Source organism: Pseudonocardia sp. TRM90224 (genome assembly GCF_021245725.1).
Taxonomy (GTDB): domain Bacteria; phylum Actinomycetota; class Actinomycetes; order Mycobacteriales; family Pseudonocardiaceae; genus Pseudonocardia.
In genome coordinates, this window is record NZ_JAJGSX010000003.1 from 448,920 (window position 1) to 463,130 (window position 14,211).

General features: G+C 71.1%; 12 protein-coding genes and 1 tRNA gene. 5 read left to right on the forward strand and 8 right to left on the reverse strand.

Annotated elements, in window-relative coordinates; genetic code table 11:
- Positions 1 to 131: 131 nt before the first annotated feature.
- From LL648_RS06210 to LL648_RS06230, 5 genes are all read left to right on the forward strand, one after another.
- The gene (locus LL648_RS06210; RefSeq protein ID WP_232661431.1) at positions 132 to 2,498 is read left to right on the forward strand and encodes a penicillin-binding protein; all 2,367 of its coding nucleotides are present in this window, start codon (positions 132 to 134) and stop codon (positions 2,496 to 2,498) included.
- 96 nt (positions 2,499 to 2,594) lie between these two features.
- Positions 2,595 to 2,897, forward strand: coding sequence for a hypothetical protein (locus LL648_RS06215; protein ID WP_232661432.1), 303 nt, complete (start codon positions 2,595 to 2,597; stop codon positions 2,895 to 2,897).
- Between the two features lie 186 nt (positions 2,898 to 3,083).
- Positions 3,084 to 5,051 carry a bifunctional MFS transporter/dTMP kinase gene (locus tag LL648_RS06220; RefSeq protein WP_232661433.1) on the forward strand — a complete coding sequence of 656 codons (1,968 nt, stop codon included), beginning with the start codon at positions 3,084 to 3,086 and terminating at the stop codon, positions 5,049 to 5,051.
- The gene (locus LL648_RS06225; RefSeq protein ID WP_232661434.1) at positions 5,048 to 6,199 is read left to right on the forward strand and encodes a DNA polymerase III subunit delta'; all 1,152 of its coding nucleotides are present in this window, start codon (positions 5,048 to 5,050) and stop codon (positions 6,197 to 6,199) included. The genes LL648_RS06220 and LL648_RS06225 overlap by 4 nt, the downstream gene beginning before the upstream one ends.
- Positions 6,200 to 6,247: 48 nt before the next feature.
- Positions 6,248 to 6,321, forward strand: a tRNA-Thr gene (locus tag LL648_RS06230).
- A 290-nt stretch (positions 6,322 to 6,611) separates the two neighbouring features.
- On the opposite strand, the gene LL648_RS06235 is transcribed toward LL648_RS06230, so the two are convergent.
- From LL648_RS06235 to LL648_RS06270, 8 genes are all read right to left on the reverse strand, one after another.
- Positions 6,612 to 7,277, reverse strand: coding sequence for a class I SAM-dependent methyltransferase (locus LL648_RS06235; protein WP_232661435.1), 666 nt, complete (start codon positions 7,275 to 7,277; stop codon positions 6,612 to 6,614).
- A 653-nt stretch (positions 7,278 to 7,930) separates the two neighbouring features.
- Positions 7,931 to 8,380, reverse strand: coding sequence for an arsenate-mycothiol transferase ArsC (locus LL648_RS06240; RefSeq protein ID WP_232661436.1), 450 nt, complete (start codon positions 8,378 to 8,380; stop codon positions 7,931 to 7,933).
- Positions 8,381 to 8,403: 23 nt separating this feature from the next.
- Positions 8,404 to 9,057, reverse strand: a complete 654-nt coding sequence (locus LL648_RS06245) for an arsenate reductase ArsC (RefSeq protein WP_232661437.1) — start codon at positions 9,055 to 9,057, stop codon at positions 8,404 to 8,406.
- Positions 9,054 to 10,172, reverse strand: a complete 1,119-nt coding sequence (gene arsB, locus LL648_RS06250) for an ACR3 family arsenite efflux transporter (protein WP_308190250.1) — start codon at positions 10,170 to 10,172, stop codon at positions 9,054 to 9,056. The genes LL648_RS06245 and arsB overlap by 4 nt, the downstream gene beginning before the upstream one ends.
- The gene (locus LL648_RS06255; protein WP_232661438.1) at positions 10,169 to 10,579 is read right to left on the reverse strand and encodes an ArsR/SmtB family transcription factor; all 411 of its coding nucleotides are present in this window, start codon (positions 10,577 to 10,579) and stop codon (positions 10,169 to 10,171) included. The genes arsB and LL648_RS06255 overlap by 4 nt, the downstream gene beginning before the upstream one ends.
- 74 nt (positions 10,580 to 10,653) lie before the next feature.
- Positions 10,654 to 11,505: an arsenite methyltransferase gene (gene arsM / locus LL648_RS06260; protein ID WP_232661439.1), complete on the reverse strand. Its 852-nt coding sequence runs from the start codon at positions 11,503 to 11,505 to the stop codon at positions 10,654 to 10,656.
- Positions 11,506 to 11,527: 22 nt separating this feature from the next.
- Positions 11,528 to 12,799, reverse strand: coding sequence for an MFS transporter (locus LL648_RS06265; RefSeq protein ID WP_232661440.1), 1,272 nt, complete (start codon positions 12,797 to 12,799; stop codon positions 11,528 to 11,530).
- A 30-nt stretch (positions 12,800 to 12,829) separates the two neighbouring features.
- The gene (locus tag LL648_RS06270) at positions 12,830 to 14,179 is read right to left on the reverse strand and encodes an NAD(P)-binding domain-containing protein (RefSeq protein WP_232661441.1); all 1,350 of its coding nucleotides are present in this window, start codon (positions 14,177 to 14,179) and stop codon (positions 12,830 to 12,832) included.
- Positions 14,180 to 14,211 lie beyond the last annotated feature (32 nt).

Below are 14,211 nucleotides of genomic sequence, written 5' to 3' on the forward strand. Positions count from 1 at the left end.
GCGGACGTCCGACCAGCACAGACGGATTCTGGGAGCGGTTGGTTCCACTCGATACCGAGTAGAAGTACTCCAGTTCGACCGGCCGGTGACCTGACGGGACGGTGACGCGACCCCGCGTACGCTGACCCACCGTGAGTTCCTCGCGCCGCCGACTCCTCCGGCCGATCGGCCTCCTGCTCGCGCTGTGCATGCTCGCGGGTGTGCTGGTCGCGGGGATGGTCTTCCCGTTCGCGGCCGGGATCGGGCTGCTGTCGATGGAAGCCGGCGACAACGTCAACAGCGTCTCGGCCGACGTCGTCGACGGCCCGCTGCCGGTCACGACCGTCGTCACCGACACGGCCGGCGCGCCGATCGCGCAGTTCTTCGACCCGAACCAGAACCGGCAGGAATTGAAGGCCGATCAGATCTCGGCCGCCATGAAGGCCGCGATCGTCGCGATCGAGGACCGGCGCTTCTACCAGCACGAAGGCGTCGACTGGCAGGGCACCGTGCGCGCGCTCATCGCGAACTCGGCGTCGGGTGACGTCGTGCAGGGCGCGTCGACGCTCACCCAGCAGTATGTCAAGAACTACTTCCTCTACGTGGCGGCGCAGACCGAGACCGAGCGGCTGAAGGCCACGGAGCAGACCCCGGCGCGCAAGCTCAAGGAGGCGCAGATCGCGCTCCAGATGGAGCGCAACCTCAGCAAGGAGGAGATCCTCACCCGCTACCTGAACATCGTCTCGTTCGGGAACGGCGCCGCCGGCATCTCCTCCGCCGCGCGCACGTACTTCGGCACCACCGCCGACAAGCTGACGGTGCCCCAGGCCGCGCTGCTGGCCGGGTTGGTGCAGAGCACGACGGCGAACGACCCGGTGACCAAGCCGCAGGCGGCGGTCGCGCGGCGCAACACGGTGATCCAGGCGATGCGCGAGCAGCAGATGATCGACGACGCGCAGGCGCAGGCCGCGATCGCCAGCCCGCTCGGTGTCGCCAACCCGCTCAACACCCAGCCCGCCGGCTGCATCGGGGCCGGGACGGCCGGCTTCTTCTGCAAGTACGTCGAGGCCTACCTCGTCGAAGCCGGCTTCTCGCGCGAGCTGCTCAACCGCGGCGGGCTGACGATCAAGACCACGCTCGACCGCAACGTGCTCGACAAGATGAAGGCGTCGCTCGACAAGGAGGTGCCCTCGCAGCAGCCCAACGTCGCCAACGTGATGTCGGTCGTGCAGCCGGGGGCCGACAAGCACCGGGTGCTCGCGATGGCCTCCAGCCGCACGTTCGGCCTCGACGCGAAGGCGCTGCAGACGAGCTACGGGCTGCCGTACGAGCCGGTCAACCTCGGCTCCGGCTCCGTCTACAAGATCTTCACGGCGGCCACGGCCCTCTCGAAGGGCCTGGGCATCAACTACCAGATGACGGTGCCGCCGAGCGGGTACGCCTCGCCGATCTACGTCGACGGCGCGGGCCGCCCGCTCCCGGTGGCGAACGCGGGCGACTACCCCGAGCGGATGACGATGCAGGACGCCCTTGCGCAGTCGCCGAACACGGCGTTCATCAAGCTCGAGGAGTTCACCGGCATCCCCGACGTCGTCGACATGGCGGTCCGGCTGGGCATGCGGTCGCTCGCCACTACGCCGTTCGTCGACCCGCGGACGCGGCGCCCGACCGACCGTTCGATCGCCGAGGTCACGAAGGCACAGAAACTCGCGTCGTTCACGCTCGGGGTGAGTCCGACGAGCGTGCTGGAGCTCGCGAACGTCGGTGCGACCCTCGCCAGCGGCGGCAAGTGGTGCCCGCCCAGCCCGATCGAGTCGATCACCGACCGGGCCGGCAACCCCGTCCCGGTGACCGAGGCGCCCTGCGAGCAGGCCGTCGAGCCCGCGCTGGCCAACGCGATGCTGTTCGGGCTGAGCAAGGACGACATCTCCGGGACGGCGGCCGGCGCGGCGCGCGCGGTCCAGTGGGACCGGCCGATGGCAGGCAAGACCGGCACCACGCAGCAGCACAAGTCGGCGGCGTTCGTCGGTGTGGTGCCGCAGATGGCCGGCGCCGTGATCACGTTCGACAACTCGAACTCGCCAAAGCCGCTGTGCGACGGCGCAGGCTCGCCGTTCGCCTGCCGCAGCGGCAACATCTTCGGTGGCAAGACGCCCGCGCAGACGTGGTTCGGCGCTATGAAGCCGCTGCTCGACGGCCAACCGGTGCTGAACTTCCCGCCGCCGGAGGAGAAGTTCCTCGAAGGCGGCGCCGCGTCGCGGGTGCCCGATGTGGTCGGCCGCTCGGAGGACGACGCCAAGGCGATCCTCGAACGTGCGGGGTGGAAGGTGTCGGTGCAGGAGACCGACAACGCTGCGGAGCGCGGCACCGTCGTGGGGCAGGCCCCGCGCGGGCAGGCGCTGCCGGGCGAACAGGTCGTCCTGCAGGTCAGCAGCGGTGAGCTGCCACCACCACCGCCGGCGCCCGGTGAAGAGGGCGGCGACGGCGACGGCAACGGCGGCGGCAACGGCGGAAACTAAGTACAACTAGGCCGCCTGACCACCGACGAGTGGAAGCGGCGCCCGCCCGCCGCGTCCTACCGGGCATTCGTGCTGGTCGGGCCTAGCATCTGCGCCATGACGGCCGGCCCGGACGACACCGCGGCGGAGGCCCCGACAGAGTCTCCGTCCGGGTCTCCGGCAGAGGGCCCGGCTGCGGCCCCGGCCGCTCCCGTGACCCCGGCGGTTGTCCCTCGGCACACCGGGCGGACGCTGCCCCCGCGGCCGCCTGCGCGCCCACCCATCGGCGAGGAGCCGAGCATCCTCGGGCTCTCACGCCACTCGCGCAGCCGGCTGGGCTCGCGGCTGTTCACGCTGTTCTTCGTGTTCGTCTTCGCGCTCATCGTCGTGCAGACGATCGCCGTGCTGCTGAACCCGTGACCGCCGACAACGACGTCGTGGTCGTAGAGAGCGCTCTCGAACAGCCCTAATGGGGCCGTCGTAGTCGACGCAACACCGTGAGCGCGGGCGCGGCCGTCTACCCTGGTCTGCGAGCAAGAGGCCCGGCCGAGGAGGTGACGAGCGATCAGCTCAGAGCCCTCACTCGCCCCGCCGACGTCCCATCGCGTGCGCAGCGTGCTGGCGATACCCGCGTTCCGCAGGCTGTGGCTCGTCACGTCCGTCGCCGGCATCTGCGACTGGATGAGCCTGCTCGCGCTCTCCGCCCTCGCCACCCAGCTCACCGACGGCTACCAGGCGCAGAGCTTCGCGCTAGGCGGGGTCGTCGCGACCAAGCTGCTGCCCGCGCTCGTGCTCGGGCCGCTCGCCGGCGCGCTGGCCGACAAGTTCGACCGGCGCCGGGTAATGGTCGTGTGCGACCTGCTCCGGTGCGGGCTGTTCGTCTCGATCATCGCCGTCGGCTCGCTGTGGTGGCTGTTCGTCGCGACGTTCCTGATCGAGATCTGCGCGCTGTTCTGGATCCCGGCGAAGGACGCGTCGGTGCCGAACCTGCTGCGCAGGCCCGACCAGGTCGAGACGGCGAACCAGCTCGCGCTCGTCATGACCTACGGCGTCGCGGTGATCACGGCGTCCGGCCTGTTCACGCTGCTGTCGAGCACCGAGCGGGTGTTCGGCTGGTCGAAGGCCGACACGGTGTTCCTCGCGCTGCTGTTCAGCGGCGTGGCCTACCTCGTGATCGCGCTGACGGTGCTTTTCCGGATCCCCGAGATCTCGGGGAAGAGCGCCGAACGCAGAGCGACGGCACCCGGCGTCGTCACGCTGATCCGCGACGGCGCGTCGTTCGTCGCGCGCACACCCCTGATCAGAGGGCTGGTCGTCGGCATCATCGGCGCGTTCGCGGCCGGCGGCACGGTGATCGGCTCGGCGACGCTCTACGCGAAGAGCCTCGGCGGCGGGAACGCGGCGTACGGGCTGCTGTTCGCCTCGGTGTTCGTCGGGCTCGCGTTCGGGATGGGCGCCGCGCCGCGCATGGCGCGCCGGCTGCCGCACAACCGGCTCTTCGGCGCCGCGATCGTGGCGGCGGGCGTCGCGCTGTTGCTGGTGGCGATCGCGCCGCACCTGTTCGTGGCGATCGCGGCCGTGATGCTCGTCGGCGGCTTCGCCGGCATCGCGTTCCTCACCGGGCTGACGATCATCGGTGCGCAGGTCGCCGACGAGATCCGCGGCCGGATCGTCGCCTTCGTGCAGTCGATCGTCCGGTTGACGCTGCTCGGCTCGATGGCGCTGGTGCCGCTGATCGTCGGGCTGGTGAGCGCGCGGCAGATCGACCTCTTCGGCTTCCCCTACGTCATCGACGGCACCCGGGTCGTGATGCTGGCCGGCGGGCTGCTCGCGGCGGGCGTCGGCATGCTCGCCTACCGCCAGATGGACGACCGGCGTACCGAACCGATGCTGCCCGACCTGCTCGCCGCCATCCGGCGCGGCGAGCCGCGGCACGGCACCGGCGTCCTCATCGCGATCGAGGGCGCGGCCGCTGCGGAGACGGCGGAGCAGGCGAACCGGCTGGCCGAACGGTTGCGCGCGGAGGGCCGCAGCGTCGTGCAGCCCGACAGCAGCGAACGCGACCGCGAGCGCTGGATGGCCGCCACCCACGCGGCGTCGCTCTCCGGTCCGCGCGCGAAGGCGCTCGCCGCCGCGGCCGTCCGCGCCGACCAGGTCGAGCGGGTGGTCCGGCCGGCACTCGACGCCGGCGCGATCGTGGTCGTCGAGCGGTACCTCGCCAGCCCCCTCGCCCAGCTCGGCGTCACGGCCGACCGCATCCAGGCCGTCGTCGACCCCGGCGACCTGGAGAGCCTGGCCGCCTGGGCGACCGGGCGGCTGCGCCCCGACGTCTCGGTGCTGCTCGACCGCGCGCCGGTCGAGGCGCCGTCGGGGCCGGAGCTGGCCGGCGAGGAGCACGCGCAGGTGCAGCGGCTGCTCACGCGGATGGCCGCGGCCGAGCCGCACCACTACGTCGTCGTTGATACCGACGGCACCGCCGATGAGGTCGCCGAACGCATCGCCGCAGGTCTTGCGCCCATGCTGCCCGCGGCCCCGGCGAAGGAGTCGGACCCGAGCGTGGAAGGAGCCAGGTGAGCGTCTGGGACGAGGTCGTCGGGCAGCCGTCGGCCGTCGCGGAGCTGAGCGCGGCCGCGGGCAGCCCGTCGGCGATGACGCACGCATGGCTCTTCACCGGCCCGCCCGGCTCCGGCCGGTCGGTGGCCGCGCGCGCGTTCGCCGCGGCTCTGCAGTGCCCCGACCAGGGCTGCGGGCACTGCGTCTCGTGCCACACCGTCATGTCGGGCACCCACGCCGACGTGCGCGAGATCGTCCCGGAGGGCTTGTCGATCTCGGTGAAGTCGATGCGGACGCTCGTGCAGTCGGCCGCGCGGCGCCCGGCGACGGGCCGGTTCCAGATCCTGATCATCCAGGACGCCGACCGGCTCGGTGAGCGCGCCGCCAACGCGCTGCTCAAGTTCATCGAGGAGCCGCCCGACCAGACGATCTTCCTGCTCTGCGCGCCGTCCGACCACCCGGAGGACCTGCCCGTCACGATCCGCTCGCGATGCCGTCCGGTCCCGCTGCGCACGCCCTCACCGGCCGCGATCGCCGACGTCCTGGTGCGCCGCGACGGCATCGAGGCCGACGCGGCGCAATGGGCCGCCTCCGTCGCCGCCGGGCACGTCGGGCGGGCCCGCCACCTCGCGCGCGACCCGCAGGCCCGCGCACACCGCGAGACGGTCCTCGGCCTGCCGCTGCGCCTGCGCAACATCGGCGACGCCTTCGCGTTCGCCGCCGACCTCGTCCGCACGGCGAAGGCCGAGGCGACCGAGCTGAGCGAGAGCCGCGACTCGGCCGAACGCGAGGAGCTCGCGGTCGCCATGGGTGCGGGCGGCGTCGGCAAGGGCGTCGCTGCGGCCGCGCGCGGGGCGAAGGCCGCCGAACGCGAGCTGGAGCGGCAGCAGAAGTCCCGCAACACCCGGACGCAGCGCGACGCGATCGACCGGGCACTCGTCGACCTCGCCGGCTTCTTCCGCGACACCCTCATCGCCAGCAGCGGCGCCGCCGTCGCCCTCACCAACCCCGACCGGGAGAGCGACATCCGCTCCGCCGCGACCGACTGGTCGGCCGAATCAGCTCTGCGCAGGCTGGAGGCGGTGCTCGCCTGCCGCACCGCACTCGACCAGAACGTCAAGCCGGACATCGCCGTCGAGGCGATGATGGTGGCGCTGCAGCGCGGTTAACCCCTCGACGGGGCAGATCACACGGTCGGTACACTGGGCGAGCACCACGCCGCCTTAGCTCAGTCGGTTAGAGCGACGCACTCGTAATGCGTAGGTCTGGGGTTCGACTCCCCAAGGCGGCTCACCTCTGACCAGGGACTTTCCCATCCGGGAAGGTCCCTGGTCGCATGAAGGGCTCAGTTCGGGGCTCAGTTGTTCCTCTTTATGCCGGCACCATCGACCCCTCCGGCTCGCCGTCGTCCGGGTCGTCCAGGATCCGCTGAAGGCGTTCGCGCCCGGACGGGTAGGACAGCACCCTGAAGATCCTGGTAAGACGTGTTGACGTAGGCAATCGCCCGTGTACCAGGAGCGTGACCCATTCGAGGTCACGCCACGCTGCACACCCGCTGACTGCCCGCCCAGGTCGGCAAATTCATTCGTTACCTCTGGCGTCATGGCGCGCCAGCAGGTATCCGGCGGGGGGCTTGCCTGGCGCCGGAGGAACGATTCGCAGGCGTCCGAGCTCGGCGAAGTCGTGCTCGCGCAGTCGGTCGGTGAGCGCGTCGAGGGTCCACAGATACGCCGGTGAGGCTCTGTGGTCGTACGGGACCCAACCGTTGGCGTCTGCGGTGTCGGTGATCTGCACACCGATCAGCAGGGGTCCGCCCGGCTCTACCACTCGGGCGAACTCGGTCAGGACGCGCGGAAGCAGGTCCGGCGGAGTGTGGATCAACGAGAAGTGAGCCAGGATGCCCGCGATCGACTCGTCCCCTGCGTCGAGATGGAGCATAGAACCGACCTCGTAGCGCAGGTCGGGACGATACCGGCGGGCGATCGCGACCATGGCCGGTGACAGATCGATCCCGTAAGCCCGGATGCCGGCACGATCCAGGTGATCGGTCCACTGTCCGGGACCGCAACCCGCATCGACCACAGCACCCACCGACCCACCGGCGCGGACGAGGTCGGCGAAGGCGTTGATCATCGCTGCTGACAGCGCATCGGTGACTTCGTCGCCCCGTCGCACCATATCGTCGTACAACTCGGCGACCTCGTCGTAGTCTCGGCGGGTCCGATCTAACGCTTCGTTCTCACTCACCCGCCGGACACTAGGGGAACAGGTCGGGCGTAGGAGTGTCGGACACTCCAACCGCGAAGGCGACGCGATCGATCCGTCCGCCCAGGACGGTGGGCACCACCTTTACCACCGCCCTGACCAAGCTGTCGACGACGGCCGCAGCGCTGGCACATCCACTCCACTCCCGGGCCGCACGCCACGCCGCACAACCGCTGGCCAGCCCGCTCACCAGGTTGGCAAAGGCTCAGTGTCCGCCTGAGCGAGGGCTCATCAGGGGCTCAGTTCGGGCGCGTTCGCGTCCTCCCAAGGGATTTTCGGGAGGACGATGACCAGCGCTCGCGTCACACGCGGACGTCGGCGAACGCTGCCGCTAGGGCTTCGTAATGCGTAGGTCTGGGGTTCGACTCCCCAAGGCGGCTCCACTCCCACCAGCGATTTCCGATGCAGCGACGCAGTCTCGGGCCGCGTCCGTCTCAGTTCCCCGTCTCATTTCTCCCGCTTGGGTTCCTGCGGAGGCGGCCACGCAGGCACTGCGGCAGAGCCGTCGTCATCATCGAATCAGTGACTCAATGCGACGACAGCAGGCGACCGCGGCGTATCGATCCGGCCGCGGTGGGATCGCGATAACCGGCGGGAACACCCTCTACCGGACCTGCTTGTCAACGCTCGCCGACTCATACGCCGGCAGCGCCGGCAGCGTGATCCGATGGCTGCGGATGCACGAGCTCCGTGATCAAGGCGTTGACGCGGTCAGCGATGTCGTCACGGATGTGACGCATGCGCTCGATGCCCTCGATGCCGCGCTCGGACGGCTCGTCGGTGTCCCAGGTACGCAGCTCGACGCCGTCGGGCACGTCGACGTGGGCTTCGCGGCCGAGGGTGATGACGAGGTCGACGCGGGCGAGCAGGGCAGGGTCGATGGGCTTCGGGGTCTCGCCGGACATGTCGGCGCCGACCTCGGTGAGTGACTCGGCGGACAAGGCGTTGATCGAGGTTCCGGGGTTGGTGCCGGCGGAGTGGGCCTCGACGCGGTCGCCGGCGAGGTGGCGCATGAGGCCGGCGGCCATCTGGGACTTGCCGCCGTTGCGCACGCAGACGAACAGCACGCTGGGGATGTCGGACACGGTGTGGGTTCCTCGATGGCTGGTCAGTGGGTTGCGGGGGCGAGTTCGTCGACGAGTGCGCGGACGCGGCGTTCGACCTCATCGCGGATGGGGCGGACCGCGGCGACGTCGAGGCCGTTGGGGTCGTCGAGGACCCATTCCTCGTAGCGGCGGCCGGGGAACACGGGGCAGGCGTCGCCGCAGCCCATGGTGATGACGACATCGGCGGCGCGGACGATCTCGTCGGTCCAGGGCTTGGGGTACTCGCCGCTGATGTCGATGCCGCGCTCGGCCATGGCCGCGACGGCTGCGGGGTTGACCGCGGTGCCGGGTTCGGAGCCGCCGGACCAGGCGATCGCGCGGCCGGCGGCGATGTGGTTGAAGAACCCGAGAGCCATCTGCGAGCGGCCGGCGTTGTGGGTGCACAGGAACAGCACGACCGGGGTCCCGTCGCCGGCCTTGCCTTCGACCTTGGCCAGTGCGCGCAGGCGTTGGCGGGCGAACCGCTCGGCCAGCAGGGGCAGGAAGTTGAGCACGGCGGCGCGGCCTGCGAACTCGTCGTAGGAGCTGTGCAGGAACCGTTCGATGGTCTCGGCGCCGAAGATGCCGTCGAACTCGCGGGCGAGGTTGGCGGCAGCAGTCTTGAGCGCGAGGCGTTGGTCGATGGGCAGGGTGCTGCGCTGCCAGGGATCGGTCATAGCGGGCCGTCCTTCCGAGCCGGGGACGAGGAAGCGGTAGAGGCGGGCGTCGCGAACCAGCGCCGCCGCGCGGCGAGCGAGACGTAGACCAGGGCGACGAGGACTGGGACCTCGATCAGGGGTCCGACGACGCCGGCGAGTGCTTGGCCGGAGGTGACGCCGAAGGTGGCGATGGCGACCGCGATGGCGAGTTCGAAGTTGTTGCCCGCCGCGGTGAACGCGAGCGTGGCCGAGCGTTCGTAGCCCAGCCCGACCGCGCGGGCCAGGGCGAGGGAGCCGAACCACATCAGCGCGAAGTAGGCCAGCAGCGGCACCGCGATACGGACGACGTCCAGCGGCTGGGAGGTGATGGCGTCACCCTGCAGAGCGAACAGCACGACGATGGTGAACAGCAGCCCGTAGAGAGCGAACGGCCCGATCCGCGGAATGAACGTATCCTCGTACCACCGCCGGCCCTTGGCCTGCTCCCCGAACCGGCGGGTGAGGTAGCCCGCGACGAGCGGGATGCCCAGGAAGATCAGCACCGACTTCGCGATCTGCCACGCGGACACGTCGAGGTCGGCTTGCGGAAGACCGAGCCAGCCCGGCAGCACGGACAGGTAGAACCAGCCCAGCGCGGCAAACGCGACCACCTGGAAGACGGAGTTGATCGCGACGAGCACGGCGGCGGCTTCACGGTCACCGCACGCGAGGTCGTTCCAGATGATGACCATCGCGATGCAGCGGGCCAGCCCGACGATGATCAGCCCGGTCCGGTACTCGGGCAGGTCGGGCAGTAGCAGCCAGGCCAGCGCGAACATCAGTGCCGGCCCGATGATCCAGTTCAGCACCAGCGAGCTGATCAGCAGCCGGCGGTCGCCGGTGACGGTGTCGAGGCGGTCGTAACGGACCTTCGCCAGCACCGGATACATCATGATCAGCAGACCGAGCGCGATCGGCAGCGAGACACCGTCGATCGCGATCGCGTCCAGCGCAGCACCCAGGCCGGGGATCAACCGCCCGGCGCCGAGCCCGACGGCCATCGCGGCGAGGATCCAGACCGGCAGGAACCGATCCAGCGTGGACAGCTGCCGCACGACCGCAGCATCGGGTGCGACCTCAGGGGTGGCGCTCACGACGTGGCTCCGGCCGCGACCGGCGCGCAGCAACCGCTCGCCACGCTGCTGTGCGACCGGCGGGTTGTGGGGTCGTCGCTCGGGGCGAGGACGTCGGCGAGCAGCGCGATCCGGTGTGGCACGACCTGGTAGTAGACCCAGGTGGCCCGGCGCTGGCTGGTGACCAGTCCGGCCTCGCGCAGCACCTTGAGGTGGTGGCTGATCGTGGGCTGCGACAGCTCGAACGCACCGGTCAGATCACACACGCACGCCTCGCCGCCCTCGTGCGCGGCGATCAGCGACAACAGACGCAACCGGACCGGGTCGCCGAGCGCCTTGAACGCCGTCGCCAACTCACTTGCCTCGTACGCGGTGAGGGGCTCGTGGGTCTGGACCGACGAACACAGGACCGGAAGCTGAATCGACACACGTCTATGTTGATAGGTGTCGATTCAGCTCGCAAGTGCACACCGGGTGAACACCACCACGTAGCGGGTGACGATCAGGTCTCGGCGCGGGTCGCGCGCACGATCGCGGACGCGGCGTGGTCGTGGACGCGGTGGGTCTCGTTGATGTCGATGTCGACGAACCCGGCCTCAGCCAGCGCGGTCTCGAAGTCGGTGCGGGTCAGGGCGCCGGCGACGCATCCGGACCAGGCATCGGGGTCCGAGCGCACGGACGGGTCGAGGTTGGGGTCGGCGATCACGTCGGAGACGGCGAACCGGCCTCCGGGGCGCAGCACGCGTGCGGCTTCGCGGAGCACGACGGGCTTGTCGGCGGCGAGGTTGATCACGCAGTTGGAGATGACGACATCGACGCTGGCGTCGGGCAGCGGGATCTGTTCGAGGTAGCCCTGCAGGAACTCGACGTTGTCCACCCCGGCGGTCTCGGCGTTGGCGCGGGCGAGCTGGAGCATCTCCGGAGTCATGTCCAAGCCGTAGACGCGCCCGCCCGGTGCGACCCGGCGGGCGGAGATCAGGACGTCGGCGCCGGCGCCGGACCCGAGGTCGAGCACGGTCTCGCCGGGCTTGAGATCCGCGACCGCGGTCGGCACACCGCACCCCAGGGAGGCCTCGACCGCTGTCGCGGGTGCGCCCTGGGCTTCGGTCGGGTCGTAGAGCTGAGCCCCGAACGATTCCTCGGTTGCCGCCGGCCCGCAGCAGCTCGTCGAGCACGACGATCCTGCCGGCTCTGTTGCGGCGTCGGTGGCCGGGCCGCAGCACGACGATGGTGCTGTGGCCGTGGCTGCCTCGCTCTGGCGGGCGGCGATGCGGGTGGCGATGCGGGTGGCGGAGGCTGCGTAGCGGGCGCGGACGTTGTCGCGGATCTGGTCGGTGGGCCAGGGCTCGGACATGAGGTTCCTCTCGTGGATGGGTTCAGTCGTGCTGGTGATCGCCCCCGACGGGCCGGGACGGACGAGCGGTGGGCGAGCCGGCTGGTGCAGGCGGGACCGTTGCGGCGGCGAGCACGGCGGCGATGCCGGCCAGGACGGCGAGGACGACGAAGACCGTCGGGTATCCGCCGAGGAGCTCGGCCAGGGCGGCGCCGGCCCAGGGAGCCAGGGCGGTGGCGACCATGGCTGGTGCGGTGAGCAGCCCGTTGAGCCGTCCGTAGTGGGTGGCGCCCCAGCGGTCGCTGATCGCGGTCGCCTGCAGCAGCGTGAACACCCCCCGCGCCGAACCGGCGAGCATCGCCGCCGCGATCAGCAGCGCGGTCGGGCCCGGCAGGATCGCGAGCAGCAAGGTCGCGGCTGCGGAGGCGGCGATGATGGCCACGCTGCGGGCGCGGACCGACAAGGCCCCTGACAGGCGTCCGTAGCCGAGCCGGCCCAGGACCTGCCCGAGGCCGCCCAGGCCCAGCGCCCACGCCGCCTGTGTCGTGGACAGGCCGCGCTCGATCAGCAGTGGGACCTGGTTGACCACGACCGCGAACGCGGCGAACGTCGCCAGCGCAACAGCCACGACCAGGACCCGGAACGTGCGGCTGCGCACGACGTCGGCCGGGGCGTGGTCGACCGTCCCGGCGACGCGCTCGGGTGCGGGCCAGGGGCCGCGCAGCCCGAACAGGTGGGCGGGAATCGTCACCGCGGCCAGCACCCCGGCCAGGGTGAGGTAGGTGTCGCGCCACCCGAACGGGCCCAACAGCGCCGCGGTCAGCGGCGCGAACACGGTGCTAGCCAGCCCGGCCAGCAGCGTCACCGCGGTCAACGCGGTCACCCGGCGCGGCCCCCACCAGCGCGTCAACGCCGCGAACGCCGGCGCGTAGAGGGTGCCGGCCATGGCAACACCGGCCAGCACCCAGGCCGCGAAGAACACCGGCAGCGACGGGGCGAGTGCGATCCCGACGACGGCCGGTACGGCGAGGATCGATCCGGTGGTCATGACCCGTCGCGGTCCGAAGCGGTCGATCCAGCGCCCGGCCGGGATCCCGACCAGTGCCGAGACGACCAACCCGGTCGAGAACGCCGCGGTCAGGACCGACACCGACCAGCCGGTGTCGCGCGCGATCGTGGGCGCCAGCACCGGGAAGGCGTAGTAGAGCACTCCCCAGCTGACGATCTCGGTCACGCACAGCACGACAAGCACCCGGCGCAGACCGAACTCGCTCAGCCCACCCACGGTGTGGTCCTCGGCCTCTGATCGCGGCACGGCTTCCTCTCGGACGTGGACCTGCGACGGTCAGGGACGGGCAGGCGCGCCGACCCCGATGCCGACCAGCTCCGCGGCCCCCGGTTCTGGAGCACCGCAGCATCCGCCGGCGTCGGTCGTTGCGGCCTCGTCGAACACGCCGGCGCCGCCACACACTCCGGTCTCCGGCAGCACGAGCTCGACCCGGTCGGCGGCCTCCTGGTCCCCGGCCAGCGCCGCGGCGACCGAACGGACCTGCTCGTAGCCGGTCATGGCCAGGAACGTCGGCGCGCGGCCGTAGGACTTCATCCCGGCCAGGAACACGCCCGGCTCGGGCTGGGCCAGCTCGCGGGCGCCGTGCGGGTAGACCGTGCCGCACGAGTGCACGTTCGGGTCGATCAACGGGGCCAACTCCCGGGCGGCCTGCAAGGTCGGGTCGAGGTCGAGGCGCACCTCCGAGAGCCACGACAGGTCCGGGCGGAATCCGGTCAGTACGACCACCTCGTCGACCGGGTCGAGCCGGCGCCCGTCCAGTGACTCCAGTACCAGCTGCTCCCCGGCTCGCTGGACGGCGGTCGTGCGGAATCCCGTCACTGTGGTGATGTGGCCGGCCTCGACCGCTGCGGCTGCGCGCAGCCCGAGCGCGCCGCGGGCCGGGAGCTGGTCGGCGTCGCCGCCGCCGAAGGTGTCGCCCACCTGGCCGCGGCGCAGCAGCCAGTCCACGTGCGCGCCCGGCTCGTCCCGGGCGAGATCGGCGAACGCGACCAGCGCGGTCAGCGCCGAGTGACCGCTACCCGCGACCGTGATCCGCTTGCCCGCGTATCGGGCCCGCACGACCGGGTCGGCGAGGTTCGGGACCTGGTAGGCGATCCGGTCGGCTGCGGCCTTCTCCCCGATCGCGGGCAGTCCGTCCCCGCCGAGCGGGTTGGGGGTCGACCATGTTCCCGAGGCGTCGATCAGCCCGCGGGCCAGGATCCGCTCCTCGCCGTCTGCGGTCTCGACATGCACCGACAGCGGTTCGGTGTCGCGGCCGGCGTCGACGATCCGGTCACGCCCGCGACGCGCCACCCCGACCACCCTCGATCTGTAGTGGACCCGATCACCCAACACATCGGCCAGCGGCTGCAGGTATCGCTCTGCCCACTCCGCGCCGGTTGCGTACGTGTCGGGGTCGGGGTGTCGCCATCCGGTCGGGGCAAGCAGCTTCTCCGCGACCGGGTCGACGACCTCGGCCCACCGGGAGAACAGCCGCACGCTGTGCCACTCCCGAACATTCGCCCCGGCCGCCGCCCCGGCCTCCAGCACCACCGGCTCGATCCCCCGCTCCAGCAAATGGGCCGCCGCGGCCAGCCCGACCGGCCCCGCTCCGACCACGACGACCGGCAGGCTCGACTCGTCCATCACGCTCTCCTCACTCCAACGTCATTCATCGA

What these genes read in the sequence shown, in the direction of transcription:
- LL648_RS06215 (WP_232661432.1), top strand. Translation starts at nt 2,595, where the DNA reads ATGACGGCCGGCCCGGACGACACCGCGGCGGAGGCCCCGACAGAGTCT.
- LL648_RS06245 (WP_232661437.1), bottom strand. Translation starts at nt 9,057, where the DNA reads ATGACCGATCCCTGGCAGCGCAGCACCCTGCCCATCGACCAACGCCTC.
- arsM (WP_232661439.1), bottom strand. Translation starts at nt 11,505, where the DNA reads ATGTCCGAGCCCTGGCCCACCGACCAGATCCGCGACAACGTCCGCGCC.
- LL648_RS06270 (WP_232661441.1), bottom strand. Translation starts at nt 14,179, where the DNA reads ATGGACGAGTCGAGCCTGCCGGTCGTCGTGGTCGGAGCGGGGCCGGTC.